The sequence below is a fragment of the Rhodococcus sp. MSC1_016 genome, assembly GCF_023667485.2.
Lineage (GTDB): Bacteria > Actinomycetota > Actinomycetes > Mycobacteriales > Mycobacteriaceae > Rhodococcus_F > Rhodococcus_F oxybenzonivorans.
The window spans coordinates 4865465-4892086 of the sequence record NZ_JAMOZI020000001.1; the positions used below are offsets into that span (position 1 = coordinate 4865465).

Annotated in this window: 27 protein-coding genes and 1 tRNA gene; 11 read left to right on the forward strand and 17 right to left on the reverse strand. The window is 66.0% G+C overall.

What is annotated here, in order from left to right:
• Positions 1-3: 3 nt before the first annotated feature.
• Positions 4-789 carry an endonuclease III gene (gene nth / locus L1080_RS22565; protein ID WP_159918972.1) on the reverse strand — a complete coding sequence of 262 codons (786 nt, stop codon included), beginning with the start codon at positions 787-789 and terminating at the stop codon, positions 4-6.
• Between the two features lie 81 nt (positions 790-870).
• Between nth and L1080_RS22570 the strand changes: the two genes are divergently transcribed.
• Positions 871-1143 (forward strand): hypothetical protein, encoded by a 273-nt coding sequence (locus tag L1080_RS22570; protein ID WP_109334827.1) that lies wholly within the window; start codon positions 871-873, stop codon positions 1141-1143.
• 209 nt (positions 1144-1352) lie between these two features.
• Positions 1353-2027, forward strand: a complete 675-nt coding sequence (locus tag L1080_RS22575; protein WP_005256089.1) for a Crp/Fnr family transcriptional regulator — start codon at positions 1353-1355, stop codon at positions 2025-2027.
• 58 nt (positions 2028-2085) lie between these two features.
• On the opposite strand, the gene L1080_RS22580 is transcribed toward L1080_RS22575, so the two are convergent.
• The 3 genes from L1080_RS22580 to L1080_RS22590 are packed head-to-tail and all read right to left on the reverse strand — an operon-like array spanning position 2086 to position 3527.
• Complete coding sequence (locus tag L1080_RS22580; protein WP_250777255.1) at positions 2086-2877, reverse strand: MBL fold metallo-hydrolase; 792 nt, start codon at positions 2875-2877, stop codon at positions 2086-2088.
• 4 nt (positions 2878-2881) lie between these two features.
• Positions 2882-3358 carry a RidA family protein gene (locus tag L1080_RS22585; RefSeq protein WP_250777254.1) on the reverse strand — a complete coding sequence of 159 codons (477 nt, stop codon included), beginning with the start codon at positions 3356-3358 and terminating at the stop codon, positions 2882-2884.
• Positions 3359-3362: 4 nt separating this feature from the next.
• Complete coding sequence (locus tag L1080_RS22590; RefSeq protein ID WP_005248493.1) at positions 3363-3527, reverse strand: DUF4177 domain-containing protein; 165 nt, start codon at positions 3525-3527, stop codon at positions 3363-3365.
• 54 nt (positions 3528-3581) lie between these two features.
• Between L1080_RS22590 and L1080_RS22595 the strand changes: the two genes are divergently transcribed.
• The gene (locus L1080_RS22595; protein WP_159918968.1) at positions 3582-4598 is read left to right on the forward strand and encodes an ArsA-related P-loop ATPase; all 1017 of its coding nucleotides are present in this window, start codon (positions 3582-3584) and stop codon (positions 4596-4598) included.
• Positions 4595-5734, forward strand: coding sequence for an ArsA family ATPase (locus L1080_RS22600; RefSeq protein ID WP_159918967.1), 1140 nt, complete (start codon positions 4595-4597; stop codon positions 5732-5734). The genes L1080_RS22595 and L1080_RS22600 overlap by 4 nt, the downstream gene beginning before the upstream one ends.
• A 69-nt stretch (positions 5735-5803) precedes the next feature.
• On the opposite strand, the gene L1080_RS22605 is transcribed toward L1080_RS22600, so the two are convergent.
• Positions 5804-6127, reverse strand: a complete 324-nt coding sequence (locus L1080_RS22605) for a WhiB family transcriptional regulator (RefSeq protein ID WP_005248496.1) — start codon at positions 6125-6127, stop codon at positions 5804-5806.
• A 258-nt stretch (positions 6128-6385) separates the two neighbouring features.
• On the opposite strand from L1080_RS22605, the gene L1080_RS22610 reads away from it, so the two are divergent.
• Positions 6386-8731, forward strand: a complete 2346-nt coding sequence (locus L1080_RS22610; protein ID WP_159926837.1) for a penicillin-binding protein — start codon at positions 6386-6388, stop codon at positions 8729-8731.
• A 48-nt stretch (positions 8732-8779) separates the two neighbouring features.
• On the opposite strand, the gene L1080_RS22615 is transcribed toward L1080_RS22610, so the two are convergent.
• Positions 8780-9247, reverse strand: a complete 468-nt coding sequence (locus L1080_RS22615) for a GatB/YqeY domain-containing protein (protein ID WP_250777253.1) — start codon at positions 9245-9247, stop codon at positions 8780-8782.
• A gap of 112 nt (positions 9248-9359) precedes the next feature.
• On the opposite strand from L1080_RS22615, the gene L1080_RS22620 reads away from it, so the two are divergent.
• The 3 genes from L1080_RS22620 (at position 9360) to L1080_RS22630 (ending at position 11587) form a co-directional block, all read left to right on the forward strand.
• Positions 9360-10331: a metallophosphoesterase gene (locus L1080_RS22620; protein ID WP_159918965.1), complete on the forward strand. Its 972-nt coding sequence runs from the start codon at positions 9360-9362 to the stop codon at positions 10329-10331.
• Positions 10332-10385: 54 nt separating this feature from the next.
• A tRNA-Pro gene (locus tag L1080_RS22625) sits at positions 10386-10459 on the forward strand.
• Between the two features lie 120 nt (positions 10460-10579).
• Positions 10580-11587 (forward strand): ABC transporter substrate-binding protein, encoded by a 1008-nt coding sequence (locus L1080_RS22630; protein WP_250777252.1) that lies wholly within the window; start codon positions 10580-10582, stop codon positions 11585-11587.
• Positions 11588-11593: 6 nt separating this feature from the next.
• Here L1080_RS22630 and L1080_RS22635 read toward each other — a convergent pair whose 3' ends face one another.
• From L1080_RS22635 to L1080_RS22670, 8 genes are all read right to left on the reverse strand, one after another.
• Complete coding sequence (locus L1080_RS22635; protein WP_250777251.1) at positions 11594-12397, reverse strand: metal-dependent hydrolase; 804 nt, start codon at positions 12395-12397, stop codon at positions 11594-11596.
• Between the two features lie 156 nt (positions 12398-12553).
• Positions 12554-13027: a Dps family protein gene (locus L1080_RS22640; RefSeq protein WP_159918963.1), complete on the reverse strand. Its 474-nt coding sequence runs from the start codon at positions 13025-13027 to the stop codon at positions 12554-12556.
• A 64-nt stretch (positions 13028-13091) separates the two neighbouring features.
• Complete coding sequence (locus L1080_RS22645) at positions 13092-14561, reverse strand: catalase (protein WP_109326337.1); 1470 nt, start codon at positions 14559-14561, stop codon at positions 13092-13094.
• Positions 14562-14610: 49 nt separating this feature from the next.
• Entirely contained in the window at positions 14611-15051 is a 441-nt protein-coding gene (locus L1080_RS22650) for a Fur family transcriptional regulator (protein ID WP_159918961.1), read from the reverse strand.
• Between the two features lie 48 nt (positions 15052-15099).
• Positions 15100-15774 carry a hypothetical protein gene (locus L1080_RS22655; RefSeq protein WP_250777250.1) on the reverse strand — a complete coding sequence of 225 codons (675 nt, stop codon included), beginning with the start codon at positions 15772-15774 and terminating at the stop codon, positions 15100-15102.
• The gene (locus L1080_RS22660; RefSeq protein WP_250777249.1) at positions 15758-17470 is read right to left on the reverse strand and encodes an FAD-dependent oxidoreductase; all 1713 of its coding nucleotides are present in this window, start codon (positions 17468-17470) and stop codon (positions 15758-15760) included. Before L1080_RS22660 ends, L1080_RS22655 begins: the two co-directional genes overlap by 17 nt.
• Complete coding sequence (locus L1080_RS22665) at positions 17467-18957, reverse strand: flavin-containing monooxygenase (protein WP_250777248.1); 1491 nt, start codon at positions 18955-18957, stop codon at positions 17467-17469. Before L1080_RS22665 ends, L1080_RS22660 begins: the two co-directional genes overlap by 4 nt.
• Entirely contained in the window at positions 18954-19478 is a 525-nt protein-coding gene (locus L1080_RS22670) for a TetR/AcrR family transcriptional regulator (protein WP_213577381.1), read from the reverse strand. The genes L1080_RS22665 and L1080_RS22670 overlap by 4 nt, the downstream gene beginning before the upstream one ends.
• A gap of 267 nt (positions 19479-19745) precedes the next feature.
• Here L1080_RS22670 and L1080_RS22675 point away from each other — a divergent pair, with 267 nt between their 5' ends.
• Positions 19746-20945 carry a DDE-type integrase/transposase/recombinase gene (locus L1080_RS22675; protein ID WP_459031576.1) on the forward strand — a complete coding sequence of 400 codons (1200 nt, stop codon included), beginning with the start codon at positions 19746-19748 and terminating at the stop codon, positions 20943-20945.
• 78 nt (positions 20946-21023) lie between these two features.
• On the opposite strand, the gene L1080_RS22680 is transcribed toward L1080_RS22675, so the two are convergent.
• Positions 21024-22808 carry a multicopper oxidase family protein gene (locus L1080_RS22680; protein ID WP_250765208.1) on the reverse strand — a complete coding sequence of 595 codons (1785 nt, stop codon included), beginning with the start codon at positions 22806-22808 and terminating at the stop codon, positions 21024-21026.
• Between the two features lie 138 nt (positions 22809-22946).
• Between L1080_RS22680 and L1080_RS22685 the strand changes: the two genes are divergently transcribed.
• Both L1080_RS22685 and L1080_RS22690 read left to right on the forward strand, forming a co-directional pair.
• Complete coding sequence (locus L1080_RS22685) at positions 22947-23885, forward strand: formylglycine-generating enzyme family protein (RefSeq protein WP_250765211.1); 939 nt, start codon at positions 22947-22949, stop codon at positions 23883-23885.
• 86 nt (positions 23886-23971) lie between these two features.
• Positions 23972-24877 carry a hypothetical protein gene (locus tag L1080_RS22690; RefSeq protein WP_250766510.1) on the forward strand — a complete coding sequence of 302 codons (906 nt, stop codon included), beginning with the start codon at positions 23972-23974 and terminating at the stop codon, positions 24875-24877.
• Here the strand turns inward: L1080_RS22690 and L1080_RS22695 are convergent.
• Both L1080_RS22695 and L1080_RS22700 read right to left on the reverse strand, forming a co-directional pair.
• Positions 24824-25489, reverse strand: coding sequence for a GAP family protein (locus tag L1080_RS22695; protein ID WP_250765214.1), 666 nt, complete (start codon positions 25487-25489; stop codon positions 24824-24826). The genes L1080_RS22690 and L1080_RS22695 overlap by 54 nt on opposite strands.
• A gap of 98 nt (positions 25490-25587) precedes the next feature.
• Positions 25588-26619 (reverse strand): aspartate-semialdehyde dehydrogenase, encoded by a 1032-nt coding sequence (locus L1080_RS22700; RefSeq protein ID WP_109326324.1) that lies wholly within the window; start codon positions 26617-26619, stop codon positions 25588-25590.
• Positions 26620-26622: the final 3 nt, after the last annotated feature.

Below are 26622 nucleotides of genomic sequence, written 5' to 3' on the forward strand. Positions count from 1 at the left end.
TCCTCACCGGCCGGCCAGACGAAGCAGATGCTCGGTCTCCGGTCCGCGCACCAGCTCGGCAGCGACGTCGGGGTCGACCGGGCCCAGACCGTACGACGGACAGTCCTTGGCCAGTACACACACGCCACATGCCGGCTTGCGGGCATGGCAGACGCGCCGACCGTGGAAAATCACCCGGTGGGACAGCAGAGTCCATTCCTTGCGTTCGATGATTGCCCCGACCGCGTGCTCGACCTTGACGGGATCCTCCTCGTCGGTCCATTGCCAGCGCCGGACCAGCCGACCGAAGTGAGTGTCGACGGTGATGCCCGGGACATCGAAGGCGTTGCCCAGAATCACGTTGGCGGTCTTGCGGCCGATACCGGGAAGCTTCACCAGTTCCTTCAGGGTGTTCGGAACCTCTCCGTCGTGATGCTCGAGCAGAGCCTGCCCGAGCCCGATCAGCGACGTCGCCTTGTTGCGGTAGAAACCGGTGGACCGGATGTACTCCTCGAGCTCCGTGCGGTCGGCTTCCGCATACGCCTTCGCGTCCGGGTAGCGGGCGAACAACGCCGGCGTCGTCATGTTGACCCGCACATCGGTGCACTGCGCGGAGAGGATGGTCGCGACCGCGAGTTCCAGTGGAGTGGTGAAGTCGAGCTCGCAATAGACGTGCGGGAAAGCCTCCGCGAGGCGGCGGTTCATCCTCCGGGCGCGTCGCACGAGGCCGAGCCGGGATTCCTCCTGATTCGCGGCCCGGGAACGGGCGCGTCCACGCAGACTGGAGCCGTCACTGGGGGTCACATGCACGGGTCCAACTCTACGGACATGGCCGCAATCCGAATCGCCGCTGTGTCGCATCTGAGACATTCGCAGTGTTTACTACCCGGTATGCAAGGTCTCGCTGTGGTCCTCTTCCCAGTGCTGCTGATGCTGTTTGCGCTGGCCATGGAACGTGTGGAGTTCCGGCTCCGCCGGCTCACCGTTCGGCAGCAAGAGGTGGAAGAGTTTCTCGACCAGGCAAGTCACGACGAAGTGGCCACCCTGGCACATGAGGGATTCCCGCATGCCCTTGCCCGCTTCCACCGGCGGCGCAGAGGGCACTCGCGGTTCGACAGCGACGACGCTGCGGTGACGGAAGTCGGCTCACGTCGCGCCAGCTGACCACCGGAGAATGTGTTTCGGAGCACGTACGTACGGTCAACTTTTCCGACTTGCGTGGTATCGGTCACTCAGACCGAGCCGTCTCAACGTAGACTTCAGAGCCGTACCTGTTGCACAGCGACACGCCGCCGATGACCGGGGCGCCGTCGCCGTGCAGCAAATCGCGCACAATATGACTACAGACGAACGAATATTCCCAAGGAGCGCACGTGGACGACGTCCTGGCAAGAGCCGGCATCTTCCAAGGAGTCGAGCCCTCAGCAGTAGCGGCGCTGACAAAGCAGCTGCAGCCTGTCGACTTCCCCCGCGGACATGTCATCTTCAACGAAGGTGAGCCCGGTGACCGCCTGTACATCATCGTCTCGGGCAAGGTGAAGATCGGCCGCCGCTCACCGGACGGCCGCGAAAACCTGCTCACGATCATGGGGCCGTCGGACATGTTCGGCGAACTGTCCATCTTCGACCCCGGCCCGCGTACGTCCACCGCGACGACGGTGACCGAGGTTCGCGCCGTGAGCATGGATCGCGAAGCACTCAAGGCGTGGATCGACCATCGTCCCGAGATCGCCGAACAGCTCCTCCGGGTGCTCGCGCGCCGTCTGCGGCGCACCAACAACAACCTTGCCGACCTGATCTTCACGGACGTTCCCGGCCGTGTCGCCAAGGCCCTGCTGCAGCTCGCTCAGCGGTTCGGCACGCAGGAAGCCGGTTCGCTGCGCGTCACGCACGACCTCACGCAGGAGGAGATCGCCCAGCTCGTCGGCGCCTCCCGCGAGACGGTCAACAAGGCGCTTGCAGACTTCGCTCACCGCGGCTGGCTGCGCCTCGAAGGCAAGAGCGTGCTGATCTCCGACTCCGAGCGTCTGGCGCGTCGCGCCCGGTAGCTTTCACGCTCGACAACGCTTCGGCCACCCCTGCGATCAGGGGTGGCCGAAGCGTTTCTCAGTTGGGTGCCCGCAAGTAGGCGAGCTGCACGTTGACCGACTTCTCGGCCGCCGGCCACAGCTGCGGATCGACGTCCGAGTACACGTGCTCGACCACCTCCCTGGCCGTGGCTTCCTCGCCCAGGTCCGCGATCGCTGCCTGAACCTGAGCGAGACGCTCCTCACGATGATCGAGGTACTGCCGGGCGACGGTGTGCAAGTCGGGCAACTCGGGTCCGTGCCCGGGCATGACGCGGTGACCGGGCCCGAGCGCGAGTAGACGACGCAGTGAAGACAGATAGTCGCCGAGGTCGCCGTCCGAGTCGTCGAGGACTGTGGTGCCGCGCCCGAGGATCGTGTCCCCAGTGAGGACCGTGCCTTCGCATTCGACCGTGAAGGACACCGAGTCACGGGTATGACCCGGTGTCGCGACAACCCTGATGGTGAGCCCGGCGACGTCGATGATCTCGCCGTCGACGAGCGGCTCCCCGCCTCCGCGGAGGAACTCGGGGTCGACCGAACGCACCGGGGCTCCGGTCAGTTCGAAGAAACGCTGCACCCCGCCGGTGTGATCGACGTGACGATGGGTGATCAACGTCACGGCGACGGGACCGAGGGCGGCGACCCGGGCGAGGTGCTCTTCGTCCTGATCGCCCGGATCCACCACCACGCACTCGTCCCGACCCGGTGCTCGCAGGATCCAGGTGTTGGTGCCGTCGAGCGTCATCATGCCGGGATTGTTCTCGAGCACGACCGAGACGATCGGGGTGACCGCACGGACCTGCCCGTAGGCGGGATGGGCAAGCGTCATCGCTTTACGCTTCCGTCCGCACTTCGGCGATGACTTCCACCTCGACGGGTGCACCGAGGGGCAGTTCCGCGACACCGACAGCGGACCGGGCGTGCGCGCCGGCCTCACCGAAGATCTCACCGAAGAACTCGGATGCGCCGTTCACGACGCCGGGCTGACCGGTGAATCCCTCGGCGGACGCGACGAAGCCGACGACCTTGATGATGCGCACCACGGAGTCGATGCCCACCAGCGCGTCGATTGCCGCCAGCGCATTGAGTGCACACGTGCGCGCTCCCGCTTTGGCGTCGTCTTCCGACACGTCGGCGCCGACCTTGCCCTTGGTGGTGAGCTTGCCGTCGACGATCGGCAGCTGTCCCGAGGTGTACACGTAGTTGCCGGTGCGCAGGGCCGGGACGTAGGCGGCGACCGGTGGCACGACGGGCGGCAGCGTCACACCCAGCTCGGTCAGGCGGGCCGACCAGTTCTGTGTTTCCGTCACGCTCTCAGCCCTTCGGACGCTTCAGGTATGCAACGTGCTGCTCACCGGTGGGTCCGGGGAGAACTGTGACCAGTTCCCAGCCGTCGGTTCCCCACTGGTCGAGGATCTGCTTGGTGGCGTGTGTGAGCAGCGGAACGGTGGCGTACTCCCAGGAAGTCAATTCACTCATGCCGGTGAGCCTATCCCCCGCACATCCCGGCTCCCAGACTTATAGGCTCGACGCGTGGTTGCATCCCCAGAGCGGTTCACCCCGACATGGCCAGAGAAGGCGGCGCGCGCGCGGCTGCACTTCGTGTCCGGAAAAGGTGGCACCGGAAAGTCCACGGTCGCCGCCGCGTTGGCCCTCGCACTGGCGGAGGGCGGGCGTCGTGTGCTGTTGGTCGAAGTCGAGGGCAGGCAGGGCATCGCCCAGCTCTTCGACGTGCCTCCACTGCCGCCGCAGGAGACGAAGGTCGCGGCGGCCGAAGGAGGCGGCGAGGTGATGGCGCTGGCCATCGACATCGAGACCGCCTTCCTCGAGTATCTCGAAATGTTCTACAACCTCGGCTTCGCGGGCAGGGCGATGCGCAGATTCGGTGCCATCGAATTTGCCACCACCATCGCGCCCGGACTTCGCGACGTGCTGCTGACGGGCAAGATCAAGGAATGCGTCGTGCGCACCGACAAGTCCGGACGGCAGGTCTACGACGCCGTGGTCGTCGACGCTCCCCCGACGGGTCGCATCAGCAATTTCCTCGACGTCACCAAGGCTATGGCGGACCTAGCCAAGGGCGGCCCGGTTCGCTCGCAGAGCGAAGGCGTGGTGCGGCTGCTTCATTCGGACGACACCGTGGTGCATCTGGTCGCACTGCTCGAGGCACTGCCTGTGCAGGAGACGGCGGACGCGGCTGAAGAACTCGCCCGGGCCGATCTCCGCTTGGGAACCATCATCGTGAACCGGACGAGCCCGCAGTTCCTTCCGGACGAGACCCTGGCCGAGGTCGCGAAGGGACGCATCGACGCGGACGCCGTTCGTGCGGGGCTGGAGAAGAGCGGAATTACGGTGACCGACGAGGACTTTGCCGGACTGCTGACCGAGACCATCGAGCACGCCTCGGTACTCGAAGCCCAGCAGGAGAGTGCCGGACAGCTCAGCGAAGTGGACGGGGCGCGGCTGCACCTTCCCTCCCTCGCCGACGGTGTGGACCTGGGCGGGTTGTACGAACTCGCGGAAATTCTGACGGAACAGGGTGTCCGATGACCCAGACGATGGAACACGAGCGGCGTCGAACCGCTCCCGCCCTCGACATGGCCGGCATTCTGGAGAGCCCGGCCACCCGGATCGTGGTGTGCTGCGGAGCCGGTGGGGTCGGCAAGACGACGACGGCTGCGTCGCTGGCGCTGCGGGCGGCGGAACGCGGAAGGAAGGTGGTCGTGCTGACCATCGATCCGGCCCGCAGGCTCGCCCAGGCTCTCGGCGTCCAGGAACTCGACAACTCGCCGCAGCCGGTGCAGCTCGGACCCGGTGCCACCGGCGAACTCCACGCGATGATGCTCAACATGCGCCGCACGTTCGACGAGATGGTGATCGAGCATTCCACGCCGGAAAAGGCGCAGCAGATTCTCGCCAATCCCTTCTATCAGACCGTCGCCACCTCGTTCTCGGGAACGCAGGAGTACATGGCGATGGAGAAGCTGGGCCAGCTCGCGTCCAGCAAGGAATGGGACCTCGTGGTGGTCGACACCCCCCCGTCCCGCAACGCGCTGGACTTCCTCGACGCCCCACAGCGTCTCGGCACCTTCCTCGACGGTCGCATGATCCGGTTGCTGACCGCGCCCGGACGCGGCCTCACCCGGCTGGTGACCGGCGCGATGGGCCTGGCGCTACGCGGCGTGTCCACCATCGTCGGTAGTCAGATGCTGTCCGACGCATCGAGTTTCGTGCAATCACTCGACTCCATGTTCGGCGGTTTCCGCGAAAGGGCAACGCGTACTTACGAGTTGCTCCGACAGCCCGGCACCAGTTTTCTGGTGATCGCAGCGGCCGAGCCGGATGCCCTGCGGGAGGCGGCGTTCTTCGTGGACCGGCTCGCGAGCGACGGCATGCCGCTCGCGGGCCTGGTCTTGAATCGGACGCATCCCACCCTCAGTTCCCTGCCCGCCGATCACGCGGCCACAGCCGCCGATCAACTGGGGGAACAGGATCCCCTCACCTCCGCTGTCCTGCGGATTCATGCCCACCGAGCAGTGATAGCGAAGCGAGAGGTACAACTACTGAGCCGGTTCACGGCCGCCCACCCTCGGGTGCCGATCGTCGGCGTTCCCTCATTGCCGTTCGAGGTGTCGGATCTCGAGGCGCTGAGAGCGGTGGGTGATCAGCTCACCCGCAGGAGCTGATCAGCTCCGCCGGAGAAACGGCTCACCCACCTAGCGAAATTCTTCCGTCAGCCCACCCGAAGTGGGAGGTCAGACGGCGGACTGGTGCTGCCGCTGCGCTTCGAAGAAGTCGGACCACGACTCGACCTCGGGATGCTGCTTGAGCAACGCCCGACGCTGACGTTCCGTCATGCCGCCCCACACCCCGAACTCGACCCGATTGTCGAGAGCATCGGCTCCACACTGCATCAACACCGGGCAATGCCGGCAAATCGTCGCAGCCTTGCGCTGCGCTGCGCCACGTACAAAAAGTTGATCGGGATCGACTTCCCGGCAACGGGCCTGCGTAACCCAGGCGATTCGGGCTTCTGCTTGCTCGACGTCCAGACGGCTGGTTGGGGTGGTCATATGCATTCGTTTCCCCTTTTCGAGTCTGCGCAGCCCAGCACTTATCACGGAAGAGCTGCACCACATTCGCAATAGAGTGTTACCTCCATCACACTGTTCCAACAACTTAAGTAAAGAAACCGCAACGCGCAAGACGGGGAAGACGCTTTTTTGGTACGCCCGTCCATACCCCGTGCTCAGGGCAGTTTCTTCGTCGAAATCCGCGCCCAACCAGGGCACCCGCGGAGCCCACGTAGTCTGTAGATCGTGTCGATTGCAAAAACAGTGGGGAAGCTCGCCGGATCCTCCGCCCTGGCAGGTGTACTGCTCGCCGGCGTGATGTTTCCGCTCGCCGGCGGCTTCGGTTTCATGTCCAACCGAGCGGCTGACACCGTCGACAACGTCTCCGCCGAATTGGTCGAGGGCACCGTGCCGGCCGTCTCGACGATGGTCGACTCCGCGGGCAACCCCATCGCCTGGCTGTACGAGCAGCGACGGTTCGAAGTCCCGAGCGAGAAGATCTCCAACGAGATGAAACTCGCGATCGTCTCGGTCGAGGACCGCCGATTCCCCGAGCACAAGGGCGTCGACTGGCAGGGCACCATGCGCGCGTTCCTCACCAACACGACCAGTGGTGAGGTGCAGCAGGGCGCGTCCACGCTCGACCAGCAGTATGTGAAGAACTACCAGCTGCTCGTCGTCGCGAAGACCGACGCCGAACGCCGCGCGGCGATCGAGACCACTCCGGCGCGCAAGATCCGGGAGATCCGGATGGCGCTCACGCTCGACAAGGAGCTCACCAAGGACGAGATCCTCACCCGGTATCTCAACCTGGTCCCCTTCGGCAACGCCTCGTTCGGCATTCAGGACGCCGCGCAGACGTACTTCGGCATCGACGCGTCCGAACTGAACGCCGGCCAAGCCGCGATGCTCGCGGGCATGGTGCAGTCGAGCTCGGCGCTCAACCCGTACACCAATCCGGAGGGCGTACTCGAGCGCCGCAACGTCGTCCTCGACACGATGATCGCGAACATCCCCGACCGCGCCTCGGAGTTCCGGGCCCTCAAGGAGACCCCGCTCGGGGTGCTGCCCGAGCCCAACCGGTTGCCGCGGGGGTGCATCGCCGCGGGTGATCGCGGCTTCTTCTGCGATTACGCCCTGCAGTATCTGGCCAACGCCGGAATCAGTCGCGAGCAGATCGACAAGGGCGGCTACCTGATCAAGACCACGCTCGACCCGGCCGTGCAGGCGTCGACCAAGGCAGCGCTCACCGCGAATGCCAGGCCGAACCTCGACGGCATCGCCAACGTGATGAACGTCGTCCAGCCCGGACAGGACTCGCATCGGATCCTGGCGATGGGTAGTAGCCGCACCTACGGACTCGACGCAAACGCCAGTGAGACCGTCCAGGCGCAGCCGTACTCACTGGCCGGTCACGGCGCCGGATCGATCTTCAAGATCTTCACGACGGCCGCCGCCATGGAGAAGGGCCTCGGCACCAGCGCCGTCCTGGACGTTCCCGGTCGATTCGAGGCCCGCGGCATGGGTAGCGGTGGCGCGCGAGGATGCCCTGCGGCCACCTACTGCGTCGAAAATGCCGGCCGGTATCCGGCGGCACTGTCGGTGACCGATGCGCTGGCGCAGTCGCCGAACACGGCGTTCGTGAAGTTGATCCAGGCCACCGGCGTTGCCCCGACCGTCGACATGGCGGTACGCCTGGGGCTGCGCTCCTACGCCCAGCCCGGCACTTCCGGCTTCGACGAGCGCAGCATGGCCGATTTCCAGAAGGATCAGAATCTCGGGTCGTTCACACTGGGGCCCACCTGGATCAACCCCCTCGAACTGTCGAATGTCGCCGCCACGCTGGCCTCGCACGGCAAGTGGTGCCCGCCCACCCCGATCGACTCGGTGTTCGACCGCGAAGGCAAGCCCGTTTCGGTGACCCAGCAGGCCTGTGAGCAAGTTGTCGAGCCAGGACTGGCCGATACCCTCACCAACGCGATGAGCAAGGACGACAAGCCCGGTGGCACCTCGGCGGCCGCGGCGGGCAGCGTCGGCTGGACGCTCCCCATGGCCGGCAAGACCGGCACCACCGAGTCGCACATGTCCTCGGGCTTCCTCGGGTTCACGAACAACCTCGCGGCAGCCGTATACGTGTTCGGTGACTCCCCCACACCGGGCGAGATCTGCTCGAGCCCGCTACGCCCCTGCGGTGACGGCAACCTCTTCGGTGGTAACGAACCGGCCCGCACGTGGTACGCGGCGATCAACCCGATCGTCAACAACTTCGGCCCGACGACCCTGCCGCCGATCGACCAGAAATATGTGCGGGGATCCCAGAACGGCCAGGTTCCGGATGTCGTCGGACTCAGCCAGTCGGCCGCCACCTCGCGGCTGCAGGCAGCAGGCTTCACCGTCAACGCAGTGACCACGCAGGCTCAGGCGGCCAAGGGAACGGTGACGGGCGCCTCGCCCTCCGGATCGGCCATCCCCGGTTCGACCATCACGATCTACGTCAGCGACGGATCGGTGCGGGCGGCGCCGCAGCAGGTACCCGGCCAGGGCATCCCCCTACCGCCCATCCAGTTGCCCGGTCTGCCGCCGATCCAGCTGCCGCCCATACCGCGCTGACCATCCGTGCGGGGGAAGTGCGCACACACACTTCCCACGCACGTCGATTCAGAGGCGGGACTTGACGGCGTGGGACAACCTCGAGCCATCGGCCTTGCCGCCGGCGAGTGCGGTGGCCGCCTTCATGACCTGACCCATCTGGCGCATGCCGGGGCGCTCCCCGATCTCCTCCGCCACCTGAGCGATGGCCGTGTCCACGACGTCCACGAGTTCCGCATCGTTGAGCGGGGTCGGCAGATATTCGTCGATGATCTGGGCTTCGGCGCGTTCTTGCGCCGCCAGTTCCCCGCGGCCGTTCTCGGTGTAGATCTCGGCGGACTCTCCGCGCTTCTTCGACTCCTTCGCAAGGACCTTCAGCACCTCGTCGTCGGTGAGTTCACGGGCTGCCTTGCCGGAGACCTCCTCGGTCTGCACGGCGGCCATGAGCATGCGAATAGTGGCGGTGCGCAGCGAGTCCTTCGCCTTCATGGCGGCCGTCATGTCGGAGCGCAGTCTTGCTTTCAGTGAATCTGGCATGGCCGAAACGCTACGCGCTCGCACGCACGGGAATGCCGCGTCCCACGCACGGGAATGCGGAGCATCAATTTGTACCCTGCACCTCGATCGCGCGCACCCGTATCCTGAAAGGGTGTCCAACGAGTTCCGCACCACCCTGACCCGTGCCGCGCTGGGTACAGCGGGCGCCGCCGCCCTCGGTGTCGGCTACGCCTCCCTCATCGAACGCAATGCGTTTGCGCTCCGTGAGGTCACGATGCCGGTGCTGGCGCCCGGGTCGTCCACGCTGCGGGTGCTGCACATCAGCGACCTGCACATGATGCCCGGACAGCGCCTGAAGCAGAACTGGCTGCGTGAGCTGGACAACCTCGAACCCGACCTGGTGGTGAACACCGGCGACAATCTGTCCCATCAGCGGGCCGTCCCCGCAGTGGTCCAGGCGCTGGGGAATCTGCTCGCGCGCCCGGGCCTGTTCGTGTTCGGCAGCAACGACTACTTCGCGCCCAAGCCGAAGAACCCGCTGAAGTACTTCAGCAGGGAGCACAAGCGCGTCCTGGGTGACCCCTTGCCGTGGGGTGATCTCCGCGCTGCCTTCACCGAGCGGGGCTGGTTCGACGTCACACATGTGCGCCGCGACCTCGAGGTGTCGGGGGTCCGGATCGCGTCGGCCGGGGTGGACGATCCCCACTTGCAACGCGACCGTTACGACACCATCGCCGGGCCGCCGAATCCGTTAGCGGATCTACGTCTGGGCCTCACCCACTCCCCCGAACCGCGGGTGCTCGACCGGTTCGCGGACGACGGGTACGACCTAGTGCTGGCGGGCCACACCCACGGCGGTCAGCTGTGCCTGCCGTTCTACGGGGCACTGGTCACCAATTGCCAGATCGACCGTTCTCGGGTCAAGGGTCCGTCGAAGTGGGGTGCCCACACCCGATTGCACGTGTCCGCTGGAATCGGCACGTCGCCGTGGGCTCCGGCACGCTTCTGCTGCCGCCCCGAGGCGACGCTGCTGACGTTGGTACCAGCCAAGCGTGGTGGCTCGGACAGCGGTGCGGGCGAAGGTCGGACGCAGCCGTCGGAAAGCTCGGTTATACGCCGCTGAACTGCGGATTTAATCGCGGCTGACTCTGTGCTGTAAGCTAGCCGAGGTTCGACACGGGGTGTGGCGCAGCTTGGTAGCGCGCTTCGTTCGGGACGAAGAGGTCGTGGGTTCAAATCCCGCCACCCCGACAGTGTGGGATTGATGTGAGACCCCTTCCGCTCAGGCGGAGGGGGTCTTTCTCTTTCCCCGCACCCGGGGCCAACGACTCCCGGACGCCCGCCGCCAGGTCGGTAGGCTAGCCTGCCCTCATGTCTACGAGGTCTCCCCTGAAGGCCGGGCTCGTCGCCCTGGCCACCGTCTTTCTCGCCGCCTGCGGCACCACCGACACCGGGTCCAGTTCCGGCAACACCGACGTCGCCACGGGCGGACGGCTGTTCGCCACCGCCGACGAGGAGACCGCCAAACTGGGCAGTGATGCCGAACCCGGCGCATTCCCGCGCACCGTCACGCACGCACTGGGCGAGACGGTCATCGAGAAGAAGCCGGAACGGGTCGTCGTCCTCGACGGCGGCGAACTCGACGACGTCCTGTCGCTGGGAATCACGCCCGTGGGATTGGCGAGTCCGGAGAGCGCGGCGGGTCAGCCGTCGTATCTTGCCGACAAGCTGGCGGGTGTGCCCGACGTGGGAACGACCAACAACCTGAACATCGAAGCGATCACCGCATTGCAGCCTGATCTGATCCTCGGCAGCAAGCTGCGGGCCGACAAGCTCTACCCGCAGCTCTCCTCGATCGCACCGACGGTGTTCAGTATCCGTCCCGGCTTCCCGTGGAAGGAGAACTTTCTCCTGGCCGCCGACGCGCTCGGTGAGGAAGCGAAGGCCGAAGAGGTGCTCAACGCATATCAGACCCGGGCCGGGGAGGTCCGGGACGCGATCACCGGCGAGCCCACGATTTCGTTGGTGCGCTTCATGTCCGGAAAGATCCGGCTGTACGGCAACCTGTCGTTCATCGGCGTCATTCTCGAGGATGTGGGGCTGCCCCGCCCGCAGGTGCAGGACGTCGACGAACTCGCGGTCGAGGTCAGCCAGGAGACCATCTCGCAGGCCGATGGCGACCGAATCTTCTACTCCAGCTATGGCGCACCCGAGACGACCGACGAGTCCGCTGTGGTCGGTGGACCGCTGTGGAACCAGCTTCAGGCGGTCAAGGACGGCCACGCCGTGCACGTCAGCGACGAAACTTGGTTCCTGGCCCTCGGTCCCACCGGTGCCATGCTGGTACTCGACGACCTCGAGAAGATGCTCGCCGCGTGACGCGTCCTACTGGGTTACGGGCATGAACGCGTCGTAGATCGCCTCCGGTGCACCGTCGACTGCCCAGATCATCATCAGCCCGACGGTGATGGTGAGGGCGGGCCCGAGAACGAGTTTCTCGAAGGGCCCGCCCGCCCGGATGGAGAGGAAGGACGGCAGGCGGAACTCCCACCACCGCTCTCTGCCCAGCGGCAGGAACGGGGCGAGGAAGGGCACGCCTTCCTTGGTGATGGCATCGCCGAGGCAGTGGGTGGCGCAGCCGAGCGCCACCGCGACTCCGAGCCCGGTGGAACCGGCCTCCGTGGGATATGACTGCCAGGTGAGCGCCGACAGCACCGCGGCCACGGCCGAAACGGCGAGCCAGCCTTTTTCTTTGGCGAACTCACCGGCGAGGCCGCGGAGTGCCAGCCCCAGACAGAGAAACAGCGTGGCGATGATGGCCGGCTTGCCGAACTGCACTACGAGCGCCGACACGCCTGCTCCGAGCCCGGCGGCGAACAATGCTGTGTGCGTGAGCGTGCGGTGCCCGCCGCGGCGCTTACCGTCTCGTTTGCCCTTGGTCACCGTGTAGAAGCCGAGCGACACCGCGTCGACGCCCTTGGCAGCAATGCTGCTCACGGGGCCGAAGGACCGCGAAACGGTCGACTGGCTGGTATCGAGGTCGGGTAGCAACGCCGCGCCTGCGCATACGGCCGCGAACGTGAACGTCTCGGCCGTCGAGGTAGGCCCACCCCATTCCAGCGGGAGCAGATCTGCCGTCGCCAAACCGACGGCAGCACCGGACATTGCGTGGGTGGGACCCATCACCATGGAAGAACGCACCTTTCGAACCCGACCCGGGACACGGTCATCCGAGCCGGTGTCCTGACACCGCTCAACCTAGCAACACCATCCGACACTCCAGTCACACGCCGGACGTACTCCGGCACCGTCGGCGGCGACGAAGTACGTCCGGACCCGAAGTGCTCAGACGCCCTGCGCCTGCCACATCCAATGCAACTGCTCGAGCCGCGCGGTGATGGAGATCAGCAGGTCCTGCGTCACCGGGTCGGCCGTTTCGGTGGCCGCGATACGCTCACGGAGTCGGTCGATCAGGGCGGCGAGGTTACCGACGATCGACGCGGTGATCTCCGCATCCTTGGTCCACCCTTCGCCGATGCCCTTGGCCCCGGAATCCCGTGCGACCGTGGCTGCGCGGCCGTCGGGACTGACGCCGATCGCGGTCGCGCGTTCCGCCGCCTCGTCGGTGAAGTCGCGGGCCGCGCTCACGAGCTCGTCGAGCGCGAGATGCACCGATCGGAAGTTCTGGCCGATCACATTCCAGTGCGCCTGTTTGGCGATGAGGGTGAGGTCGATCAGATCCACGACGGTGGCCTGTAGTGCGTCGCCGGCGGTCTTCTGCTGAGCGGGATCCAACGTGCTGGTAATGGGATTAGTCATGATGTATTTCCTCAGTGGTCGTGTTTCGTTGCGGGCGCATCGACACCGACGCCGGTGGTGCGCCTCAGGCCTTGTTCTGTCCTTCGCGGACACCGATTTCCACGCGCTTGCCGAGGTCGGCGTCGACATTCTTCCAGTACTCGAAGACGCGCAGCAGAACCGGCTCGCTGACGCCATCGAGCGCGTGCCCGACGATGTTGTTCACCAAGCGCTCGCGTTCGTCGTCGCCGAGAACCTCACGTACGAGCGTGCCGGCCTGGGTGAAGTCGCCGTCCTCGGAGTGCTGGATGTAGCCGGCGCGCACCGACTCTCCGTCGAAGGCCCACAGGCCCTCGTCCCCGGCGAGGGACGCGTCCGCGTGGGGACCGCCGTACGAGTTGGGCGCGTACACCGGCGTTTCCGGCGAGTTGGTCGCGTACCGCATCGCCCCGTCCTGCGAGTAGGAGTTGACCTGGTTCTTCGGTGCGTTGACCGGCAATTGGGCGTAGTTCGCGCCGATCCGGTACCTGTGTGCGTCGGCGTAGGAGAAGACACGCCCGAGCAGCATCTTGTCGGGCGAGAAGCCGATCCCCGGAACCACATTCGACGGCTCGAACGAGGCCTGCTCGATCTGCGCGAAGAAGTTGTCGGGGTTGCGGTTCAGAGTCCACTTGCCGACCTCGATCAGCGGGTAGTCCTTCTGGGACCACACCTTGGTGAGATCGAACGGGTTGAATCGGTACCCCTCCGCCTCGGCGACCGGCATGACCTGCACTTTCAGCGTCCAGCTGGGGAACTCGCCGCGGGTGATCGAGTCGTACAGGTCGGCGCGGTGGTGGTCGGGCGACGTGCCGGCCAGCTCGTCGGCCTCCGCTTGGGTGAGGAATTCGATGCCCTGGTCGGTCTTGAAGTGGTACTTCACCCAGAACCGCTCACCCTCGGCGTTCACCCACTGATAGGTGTGGGAGCCGAATCCGTCCATGTGACGCCACGTCTTCGGAATCCCGCGATCACCCATCAGCCAGGTGACCTGGTGTGCCGACTCGGGCCGCAGGGTCCAGAAGTCCCACTGCATGTTGTGGTCGCGCAGGCCGGAACCCGGCAGGCGCTTCTGCGAGTGGATGAAGTCGGGGAACTTGATGGGGTCCTTGATGAAGAAGACCGGCGTGTTGTTGCCGACGAGGTCGTAGTTGCCGTCCTCGGTGTAGAACTTCACCGCGAATCCGCGGGGGTCACGCCACGTGTCGGGACTGCCCTGCTCGCCCGCCACCGTGGAGAAGCGCACGAGCGACTCGGTCTTCGCTCCCGGCTGGAAGAGCTTGGCCTTCGTGTACCGGCTCACGTCGTGCGTGACGACCAGCTCACCGAAGGCACCGCCACCCTTGGCATGGACCACCCGCTCCGGGACACGCTCGCGGTTGAACTGGGCGAGCTTTTCGACGAGGTAGTGGTCGTGCAGAAGGATGGGGCCCTGCGGTCCCGCGGTGAGCGATTCGTTGTCGCTGACGACAGGAATTCCGGCGTTGGTGGTGGTAGCGCGCTGTGTTTCAGGCATGGCAAAGCCTCCAGAGTGCTTCATTGTGAGGGTGGTAGATGAAGACGGGTCAGGACTGGGATGCCGTCGGCCCGGGCCGGCACTGTTCGCACAGACCCCAGAAGACGACTTCGGCCTCGTCGATCTGGAAACCGTGCGACTGCGACGGCTCCAGGCACGGCGCCTCACCGACGGCGCAATCGACGTCTGCAACGGTGCCGCACGATCGACACACGAGGTGGTGGTGATTGTCTCCGGTTCGTGTCTCGAACCGTGCGGGTGACCCCGCGGGTTCGATACGGCGAAGGAGACCGGCGGCCGTACACGCTTTCAGCACGTCGTACACGGCTTGCGTGGACACCGAACCCAGCTGGTCGCGCACCACGGCAGCGATGTCGTCGACGTCGGAATGCGGCTGCGCGGCAACCGCATTCAACACCGCCACCCGGGGTGCAGTGACACGGAGGCCCACGTCACGCAATTGCGCTCGGGGATCGTGGTCGTGTCGCATGTGTTCCAGTATGGCCCTTTTTTGGAATTAGTCAAGAAAAGCGATTGCTCAGCGCAGCTCTGCAGGCCCGGTGGTCATACGGCCATCTGTGATCACGACACCATGATGAGTTCCGGCCACCAGCCAGTCGGCCAGAGTGGGACCCTCTGCCCGAACGCTCACACGGGCATACCGGAAGTGCCCGCGCAGCCGGGCCGACGCCGCCACCAGGCGTCCGCCCGACTCTGCGGGCTGGGCGAACCCCAAGGCGCCCGCGATCGGCAGCCGCGGACCGCGCGGGTGCGCCGTGGTCGACACACGCCACTGGCCTTCCGATGACGACGCGGACGGCCCGGCTGACGCCTCGAACACACCGTGGACGTCGCCGTCGAACGCGGCGAGGACCTTGGGCAGGCTCCAGTGCACGCGTCCGCCGTGGACGGACTGTTCCGAGTCGACCGCGATGAACGGCACGGCCATGCGCGGCAAGGGACCGCTGCGACGCCCGGGCGCCCGCAGCACCGGGCTGGCCAGGATCTCGCGATACGGCCCGACGGGCGAGTCGAGGTAGTCGACCATCATGGCGAGGGTCACCGGCAGCACCGCACCCTCGGGTCCGAGTTCACGGGCGGCGGCGGTCGCGCGATGCCACCACAGCGTTGCACGCACCCCGGCAGGCCACGGCGGCGGCGCACTCTCGGGCCATTCGGTGCGGTCGGTGGTCGATTCAGGCACGCTCCACATCGACGGCCTCCTTTCGGGTCGTCACAGTGAGGGGAAGTCGCAGGCCTCCCGGCGCGTCGGCCGGTACTACCGGGAAGCGCGGCGGCGTCGGGTCGATACGTACGTATGGCTCGCCCGGATCAGGTCTGGGGTCCAGCTCTCCTTTGTTCGGCCACAACGCGAATGCCCGCTCCGCTTGCGCCGTGATGGTGAGCGACGGATTGACGCCCAGGTTCGCGCTGACCACGGATCCGTCCGCCACGTGGAGTCCGGCGTGCCCGTAGGCCCGCAGGTACGGGTCGACAACTCCGGTGTCGGGCGAGTCGCCGATCGCGCAGCCACCCAGGAAATGGGCGGTCATCGGGATGTTCACCACGTCGCCCAGCGAGCCACCGGGGTCTCCGTCGATCTTGTCGGCGACCTTGCGGATGGCCGTGTGCCCTTGAGGTATCCACTCCGGCGGCGGAGCGCCGGGACCGGGCCGACTGGTGACCGCACGCCCGAAGCGTCCCCGCCCCTTGGTGAGTTCCAACGAATTGTCGTCGGTCTGCATCACCAGCGCAATGACCGTCCGCTCGGACCAGTGCCGCACCGACAGACTGCGCAGGAAGGCGTCGGGTCGGCGCAGTGCGACACCGACGGTCTTCAGCAGTCGAGGTGTCCGGCCGCCGCCATCACTGAGGACCGTCTGCAGCAGCCCGATCGCATTGCTGCCCTTGCCGTATCGGACAGGTTCGATGTGGGTGTGGTCGTCGGGATGGAACGAGGACGTGATGGCGATGCCGCGCGTGAAGTCCGTGCTCCGGTTCTTCGCGGTGGCCGCGAGTACGGCCTCCGAATTGGTCCGGACGACCGTTCCGAGCCGCGGCGACAACCGCGCCAAGGTTCCGGCCTCCTTCATCGCGAGTAACAGCCGGGCCGTTCCGTACGTGCCGGCAGCCACGACCACCTGGTCGGCGGTGAAGGTGCTCTCCCGCTTACGGATACCGTTCGTTCGACGAGTACGCACCTCGTATCCGCCGCCCTGACCTGGACGCAGTTCCTTCACCGTCGTGAGCGGATGGATCTGCGCACCGGCCTGTTCCGCCAGATACAGGTAGTTCTTGACCAGTGTGTTCTTGGCGCCCACGCGGCAGCCGGTCATGCAGCCACCGCACTCGGTGCAGCCGGCCCGATCAGGCCCCTTGCCACCGAAGTACGGGTCCGCGACCGCGACTCCGGGCTCGCCGAAGAAGACACCGACCGGCGTGGATGTGAACGTCTCACCGACCCCCATCTCTTCCGCCACCTCGCGCATGATCGCGTCGGCCGGGGTGAACAGCGGGTTGGTCCGCACGCCCAGCATCCTCTTGGCCTGCTCGTAATACGGCGCCAACTCCGACTGCCAGTCGGTGATGTGCGCCCACTGCTTGTCTTCGAAAAAGCGCCGGGGCGGCTGATACAAGGTGTTGGCGTAATTGAGCGATCCACCGCCGACACCGGCACCCGCCATCACGAGCACATCGGGAAGTAAATGGATACGTTGCATGCCATAGCAACCCATCCACGGAGCCCACAGATAGCGTCGCAATCTCCAGCTGGTCTCCGGCATTTCGTCGTCGGCGAAACGCCGTCCCGCCTCCAGCACTCCGACCTTGTAGCCCTTCTCGGTGAGCCGCAGCGCAGCCACACTGCCGCCGAAACCTGAGCCGACCACCACCACGTCGTAGTGGGTCACGCGACGGCCTCCTTCTCCGACTTCCGGCGCGCCACGTAATTCTCCCTGTCGAAGCGCTGAAGTTGCGAGCGGAATCTGAAGGTGAACGTCGGCCACTGCACCGAGTTACGGCCCTCCGCATCGTAGTACCAGCTCGAACAACCACCCTTGTTCCAGACGGTGCTCTGCAAGCCCGATTGAATCCGCGTGTTGTACCGTCGCTGCGCCTCCTCTGCGACCTCGAATGCCGCGATGTCGTTGTTGCGCATGGCATCGAGCGCATCGGTGATGTACGCAGACTGCGATTCGAGCATGTAGACGATGGAGCTGTGCCCAAGGTTGGTGTTGGGTCCGTACATCAGGAAGAGGTTGGGGAATCCGGCGACCGTGGTCCCCTTGTAGGCGTGCGGACTGCCCTTCCAGTGCTCGGCCAGCGTGTGCCCGTCGGTGCCCCGGAGCGCATGCGCGACAGGAGGTTCCGTAGGAGTGAAACCGGTGGCGAAGATGATGGTGTCGACCTTGTGTTCGTTGCCGACCGCGTCGACCACACCATCCTCGGTGATACCCGCCAGGCCTGCGTCGACGAGCGTGACGTCCGGCCGGTCGAGCGTCCGCAACCAGTCGTTCGACAACAGCATCCGCTTGCAGCCGATAGTGAAATCGGGGGTGAGCTTCCGTCGCAGTTCCGGGTCGCGCACCTGCCGACGCAGATGTGCCTTGGCCACCATTTCGAACAACGGCAGCAGTCCGGTGGCATGGGCCAGGACTCCGCCGAGCGCTTCCCGGAAACTGTAGACAGAACCACGGACAGCCTTCTGCACCAGAGGCATTCGCCGATACAGACGCTTTTCGGGATCGGAGAGCACTCGGTCGAGCCGCGGGATGACCCACGCCGGCGTGCGCTGAAAGACCGTCACATGCTTCGCGCGGGGCGCGATTTCCGGAACGAACTGCACCGCCGAGGCACCCGTGCCGATGACGGCCACCCGCTCACCGGTGAGGTCGTGATCGTGATTCCACGTCGCGGAGTGAAAGGTGGTGCCGCCGAACGTGTCGAGTCCCGGCATATCCGGGATGCTCGGGGTCGACAGGGCACCGGTGGCCGCCACCACCACATCGGCGGTCAACGAACCACGGCTCGTGCGCACATGCCACACCGCCTTGTCGTCGTCCCAGTCTGCCTGCTCCAAGGCGCAGTCGGTCACGACCCGGGACAGGATGCCGGTGTCGGCCGCGACCTTCTTCAGGTACCGGTAGATCTCCGGTTGCCGGGCGAAGGTGTGACTCCAGTCGGCGCTGGGCGCGAAGGAGAACGAGTACAGCGACGTCGGGACATCGCACGCACACCCCGGGTAGGTGTTGTCGCGCCACGTTCCGCCGACATCGTGGCCGCGCTCGATGATCAGGACGTCGGCCTCCGGACGGGACCGCAGAATCCGCGCAGCGAGACCCATTCCTGCGAAACCGGCTCCCACGACCAGTGTGTGTACATGTTGCGGAAGACTCACGACTTCTTCACCTTCGATTCCCACGCCGGCAGCAGCCGCGCGCGTAGTGAGCGATCGGCCTCGGGTGTCCGGAACAATGCCGACACTGCGAGACCGCGAACCAATTCGATACCGATCTCAATGGTGTCGGCGTCGTACCGATCGCCGAACACCTCCGCAGACCCGTGTCGCAGGGCCTCGGTGACCTTCCGCTCCAGCGGAACCATCGCCTCGAACAACGCGGGGTCGGTGCGCGCGGCCACCCACAACTCGAGTGCCGCATAGAACAACGGGCCGGAGAAGGCGTCGGCCAGCACGTCGATGCCACGGTCGGTGTCCACCTCGGCGGCGAGAATCTCCGCCATCCGCTTGTCGACGAGGTACTCCACTGCCGCCACCACCAGCGACTCCTTGGTGGGGAAATGGTGCAGCTGGGCTCCCCGCGACACACCCGCCCGGCGGGCGATGCCCTGGGTGGTGGTGCCCGCGTAGCCGAGCTCGACCAGCGAGTCGACCGCAGCCTCGAGCAATCGTGTGCGCATCGCGGCGGTGCGCTCGGCCTGGGTGCGGGTCGGTTTGGCGACTGCTATGTCGGAGGTCACATCTGCACTGGTCACATCTGCACTGTAGGCCGAAAAATCAAAACAGTCCAGACTGCTTTTAATTTGCACAAGCGCCTGTGAGTGCTTGTCAACAACGGGAGGTTTGTTGAGTCTGGGGACATGTGAGACAGATGATGTCCACCCAGATGTGAGACACGCTGCTGTCGATTGAGGTATGAGGCACCTGACTGGTCGTGGACTTGGTTCATGACCGGAACGGAAGCCGTCATGGAACTGCTCCACGCCCTGCTGGTGGTCTCTCAGACCACCGGCGCCGACATGTTCGACGGGAACTTCGCCCGCTGGTGCACCGACCACGGGATCTCCCGCGCCACCGCCTACCGGCACAAGAAACGGATCGAGGAGGACGGCCGGTGGACCGCCCGGTCCCGCCGGCCCACCTCCTGCCCACACGCCACCGCGTGGGAGGTGGAGGCCGAGATCGTGCGGCTTCGCCTCAACCTGCCCCATCACGAGCGCGGCGCCGACACCATCGCCTACCACCTGAACGCGGTCGCCGAGAAACAACACTGGTCCGAGCAGGGCTGGACCATCCCGTCCCGGGCCACGATCAACAAGATCCTCACCCGCTACCACCTGGTCGTCCCCGAGCCGAAGAAACGCCCGAAATCGTCCTACCGCCGGTTCTGCTACCGCAAACCCCGCGACTGCTATCAGATCGACGCCACCGAAGTTCGGTTGGCGACCGGAGCCAAGGCCACCGTCTTCGAGGTCCTCGACGACTGCACCCGCACCCTGGTCGCCACCCGGGTCGCGGACGCCGAGACCGCCGCCGGGGCGATCGCGGCGATCACCGCCGCGTTCACCGACTTCGGGGTTCCGGCACTGGTACTCGCCGACAACGGCAGCGCGTTCACCTCCCGCCGCACCAAGGGCGGCACCTCGGGCTTCACCCGAGTCGTGAAGCGGGCCGGGGCGCGGCTGATCCACTCCACCCCATACCACCCACAGACCTGCGGGAAGGTCGAACGCCACCACCGCACCTTCAAGCAATGGTTGGCCACTCACCCCACCCAACCGACCACTCTGATCGAACTGCAGCAGCTCTGCGACACCTACCAGCGGTTCTACAACACCGACCGCCCGCACAGTGCGGTCAAGATGCCGCCACTGCAGGCCTGGCAGAACGCGCCACTCCTCGGTGGGCCACAAGCACTTCCGATCCAACACGACGCCACCGTGCACGCCCTGATCGTCTCCTCCGCCGGCACCGTGTGCATCGACTCCCACACCCGACTGAGCGTCGGCCGGCGCAGAGCCGGGCAGACCATCACCCTGCTCCACGACGACGACCACGTCACCGCCTACACCGCCGACGGCAACGTGATCGGACACCTACACCTCGACCACACCAAGCGCTACCAAGGACAACTCCAACCCGCCTAAAATCTGTCTCGCATCTACGTAGACACCCGTGTCTCATATCAACGTAGACAGCACAAACAACGGGAGGTTAAGAAGTACTCACGGGACGAGGCGGTACTTCAGCATCATGTCGTGGTCCTCGTGATCGAGCATGTGGCAGTGCCAGACGTAGCCCCGCAGAGGTTGGGGTGCCTGCCCGGTGTGTCCACCCGAGTGATCCGTGGCATGGGCCGACATGCCGAAGGTCGCGTCGGGATCGAAACCCAGTTCCTCGGCTGTCGGAAACCGCACAACCACCCGGGTGACGGAATTGGCGTCAGCGATCACAGTGTCCTTGAAACCGGACTCCCACGGCTGGGGTGACAGCACCGGTCCCCGGGTGAACGGATCCGGAGACGGCGTCCACCGTGTCCCGACCGCGGGGAGCGGCGACGCCGACATCAATGCGGCCGTATCGACCGCCTGCCGCCCGAGTACGCGGAACCTCACCAGATGCAGATGGATCGGGTGCGGCTCCGGGGTGGCATTGACGATGTTCCACTGTTCGACCGCGCCCTGGCGCGGCATTTCGATGTCGTCGGTGGTGTAGCGCAGGTTATTGAGCGACATCAGCGGTGACGGTTGCCCGAGGCCCTGGCCGATCTGCAGTACCGAGACGTTGCGGACAATCTGAGGTTGCGCGACCGGCGCCAGCAGCGGCGGTTGCCGGCGGCCGCCGCGCAGGGTCTGCGGCACCGGGCCGGTGAACCCCGCCGCAGCTCCCACGCGGAAACGGCAGAAACGCGGCATGGGTAGGACCCCGCGCTGAGCCACCTGGTCGGGAATCGCTTCGTCGTTGCGCAGCTCGACGGTCGTGCCGGGCGCCAGAGCACCGAAGTCGACGAGCAGGTCGGCGCGCTCACCCGGTCCGAGGCGAACATGGTCGACGGGGACCGGGGCATCGAACAATCCGCCTTCGGCGCCGATGACCCAGAACCGCATTCGATTGTCGAAGAAGAGGTTCCACACGCTGAACGAGGCGGCGTTCACCATGCGCAGGCGGTACAGCCCGCGCGCCACGGCCATCTCCGGCCACACCTTGCCGTTCACCACGCCGGTGTCGCCGGGGGTCGCCGCTTCCCAGCTGCCCTGCGGGTTCAGCGGGTTGGAGCGAACGCTCTGCCTGCCGTCCTCCGTGAAATTCTTGTCCTGCAGAATCAGCGGAACCTCGAACTCGCCGGCGGGCAGCCCGAGCGGGTTGCCCACGGTACCGGTGTCGAACTCGTCGCGGAGCAGGTACAGACCGGCCAGTCCAGCGAAAATGTTGAGCCGGGTAACCCCCATTGCGTGGTCGTGATACCAGAGTGTGCACGCGTCCTGCTGATTCGGGAACTCGTACACCAGCCCTTGCCCGCGCCGCAGCGTGTGCTCGGGGTGCCCGTCGAACTCGGGCGGATTGGACCCCCCGTGCAGGTGCAGCGCGGTCGCCACGTCGGTGCGGTCCGCTTCGGTCACGCCGTGCAGTCTGGTGTCCACATCGGCGGCGAGGGGATTGCTCGCGATGTCGTTGTGGTAGACGAGCGATGTCCGTTCGCCGACCCGGGCCTCGATCGTCGGTCCCAGGTAGTCGACACCGCCGTACGCGAGCGCCGGGGAGGCGGGAAGCTCGGAGTGGAACGTGTGCATCGTGCTGCTCGCGTGCACCTCGACGGAAGTGCCACCGAGTGTCGGCAGCAGGGGAAGTGGGTCCCGAAACGGTTCGAGTGGCGGTGACCGGAAAACGAAGGGCCGCAGGGGGTCGATGCCGAAGGGAAAGGCGCTTGCCGAGCCGACCCCTACGGCGCCCAGCCCGGCCGTCAGTGCCAGTCCACGAACGAACGACCTGCGCGGAATTCGTCCATCCATTCGCCGGCGCCCCCTGCACGATGAATATCCTGTTGCGACTCGGAAAGCCGACGGTACCTCGAGTGGGGTACCCCTCAGCCCGGTTTCGGCACCGGGGATTCTGTCGCACCCGCGCGCCGACCATGCCACGCTGGCCTCATGACTCGAGCGGTACCGAAGAACATGGCATGGATTCCGGGTGGCACGTTCTGGATGGGATCGGAGGACTTCTATCCCGAGGAGCGCCCGGTCCACCAGGTGACGGTCGACGGGTTCTGGATGGACTCGCACCCGGTAACCGTCGCCGAGTTCCGGCGGTTCGTGAAAGACACCGGTCACGTCACCACCGCCGAGGTCGCCCCCGACCCCGCACAGTACCCGGACGCGGACCCGTCGTTGCTGGTCCCCGGCTCCCTCGTGTTCACCCCGACACCGGGACCGGTGCCGCTCGACGACTACACCCGCTGGTGGTCGTTCACGCCGGGGGCGGACTGGCGTCATCCGGAGGGTCCGGGCAGCAACGTCGGCGGACGTGAACGCCATCCCGTCACCCATGTGTCGTGGTTCGATGCCCGCGCGTACGCGGAGTGGGCAGGCAAAGATCTGCCCACGGAAGCGGAGTGGGAATTCGCGGCGCGCGGCGGACTGGACCGGCAACCGTTCGTGTGGGGTGACGAGCACGAGCCGGGTGGCAGGCCCGGCGGAAATGTCTGGCAGGGCCGGTTCCCCTGGGAGAACCTGCTCGCGGACGGCTTCGCCCGCACGTCGCCGGTGGGTCACTTCCGGCCCAACGGATACGAGCTCACCGACATGGCCGGCAACGTGTGGGAGTGGACCACCGACCACTTCACCGCTAATCATTCCGCGAGCGGGAAAGATGTCGCGCCGACCAGTTCCTGCTGCATTCCGACCAACCCGCGCGTCGACACCGCGCGCGCCGAGAACCCCGGCGAACCCTATGCGCGGCGAGTGATCAAGGGGGGTTCACACCTCTGCGCACCGAATTACTGCCTCCGTTACCGGCCGTCGGCTCGGCAAGGCGACACCGAGGAGACGTCGACCTGCCACATCGGTTTCCGATGCGTCGTCCGCGAGTGAACGCGGGCCGGACTCACCTGACGCGGATGAAGACAGACCGCGTTCACTGCGGTTGAGTAAGTAAGGTGCGGTCGACCAAGTTGTCAGTGATGCTGGCTCGGGAAGCTCTCGCGGCGCGGACCGAATCGGCCAACGGCTGGATGCAGGGCACTCCTCCGGGCCGCACGGTTCGACGGGTCATAGACGGGCTGATCGAGATCGAACTCGTCGACCGGTCGATGACACTTGCCGCGCGGATCTTCACGTCGGTGCTCCCCGTGATGATTGCGGCCTCGACGTTGAGCAGTTGGCACCTGACCGCCCGCACCATCAAGACCCAGTTCGGTTTCGACCCCGCGGAGTTGTCCTCCACGTCCGGCACCGTGGACACCACGGACCCGTCGTTCGCGGCCTTCGGGGTGGTCGGCCTGCTGATGATCGCGATCAGCGGCACGTCGTTTGCCCGGGCCCTCGCCCGGATCTACGGGAAGATCTGGAACGTCCCGTCGATCAATCTCCGGGACGCCTGGCGGTGGCTGGTGGTCCTGTTCGCCGTTGCGTTGTCGAGTACAGCGATCGGCCTGGCGAGTGAGCTCACGAGCGTCCGGTTCATCGGACCACCGCTCGCAGTCGCCGGGGAGTTCGCGGTGTGGATGGCCGTCTGGACTCTCAGCCCGTACCTGCTGACGATGGGCACCCTCGAGGGCCGCGTGCTCTGGGCCACTGGGGCGTTGACCGCCGCAGCACTGACCACTCTCCACGTCGGCGGACGTATCCTTCTCCCCCGGATCACCGCCTCGGCACAGCATCAATTCGGGTCACTCGGCCTGGTGTTCACCGCGATCAGCTGGCTCTTCGTGATGTCCGTCGTCATCGTGGGGGCAGCGGTGATCACCAAGGCGCTCGCGCTGGACGAGGCCTACATCGGTCGGTACCTCCGCGGGCCGGACGCGGTCGCCTCAGAACGCTCCGCCGAGTCCCTTCCCGAGAACGACGGCTCCCATCACGAGTAAGAGCACGCTCATCACCGCGGCGTTGTTGGCCTGCAGCCAGACCTTCAGGTTGTCAAGGGAGCCGCGCATCTTGTCGGCGGCGACTGCGTAGGCGACCACGGGAACGATCACCGTCGACCCGGCCAGCACGGTGAACACCGCCAGCGCGATCGCCTGCTCACCGCCACTCACACCGGACGAGCCGATCACCACGCCCGCGGAGACACACAGCAGAAGGTTCTTCGGATTGATTGCCGCCAGGACGAATCCGAGTCCGATCGACTTGACGATGTTCAGGTCATCGATTGCCCGCATCCACTTCGGTTGTTCCGCGTCGGCATTGCGACTTCTCCACTGCCGTCCGGCGAGCACGAGCAGGAGCACGCCGAGGACGATCTTGATCCATGACGTGGTCGCCGACGGACCGTCGGAGTCGGTGGTGTCGATACCGCCGGCGAAGAGCACGACGATGCCGGTAGCCACAAGGATTCCGGCGAGCCACCCCACACCGAAGCCCGCACTCGCACCGCCGGCGCGCTTCGACAACAACATCAGGATGACCGCGATGATCGGGATCGGTGAAATGGCGACACCGACTGCGAGCGGGAGCATTTCTCCGAGAACTGAGCCCATGTCCGAACCCTAGGGTCGGTGAACTCGTGTGCGCCTCGCACGTGCCGGGTGAATCGCACGTGAGTGGCAGAGCGTGCCCTACCACTCACGTGGGGAGATCACACCAGCAGTTCGGCGATCTGAATGGTGTTGAGCGCGGCACCCTTACGCAGGTTGTCGCCCGACACGAACAGCGCCAGACCGCGGCCCTCGGGGACACCCGGATCCTGGCGGATGCGCCCGACCAGCGACGGATCGCTGCCCGCGGCCTGCAGCGGGGTGGGCACGTCGACGAGCTGCACCCCGGGAGCCTTCGACAGAATCTCCTGCGCGCGTTCCACCGACAGCGGACGCTCGAACTCGGCGTTGATCGACAGCGAATGCCCCGTGACGACGGGGACGCGGACACACGTACCCGACACCAGGAGGTCCGGCAGGCCGAGGATCTTGCGGCTCTCGTTGCGAAGCTTCTGATCCTCGTCCGTCTCACCGCTGCCGTCGTCGACGAGAGAGCCGGCGAGCGGGAGCACGTTGAACGCGATGGGCGCGACGTACTTGTTCGGGGCCGGGAAATCGACGGCGCTGCCGTCGTGGACCAGCTTCTCCGCATTGTCGATGACGGCGCGCGCCTGGCTCACCAGTTCCTCGACGCCGGCGATACCGCTGCCCGACACCGCCTGGTAACTGGACACGATGAGTCGCTGCAGTCCGGCCTCGTCGTGCAGCACCTTCAGGACCGGCATCGCGGCCATCGTGGTGCAGTTGGGGTTGGCGATGATGCCCTTCGGCGGGTTCTTCGCCTGCTCCGGGTTGACCTCGCTGACGACCAGGGGAACGTCGGGGTCCTTGCGGAACGCGGACGAGTTGTCGACCACGACGGCGCCGGCAGCGGCGAACCGTGGGGCCTGCTCGCGAGAGAGCGTCGCACCGGCCGAGAAGAGGGCGATGTCGATGCCCTTCAAGTCCTCGTCGGAGGTGGCGGACGCATCTTCGACGACGATTTCCTCACCGCGGAACGGCAGCTTCTTGCCCGCCGACCGCGCCGACGCGAAGAACCGCACCGTGTCCGCCGGAAAGTTTCGTTCCTCGAGGAGAGTACGCATGACGATGCCGACCTGACCGGTGGCACCGACGACAGCGATGGTGGTCATGAT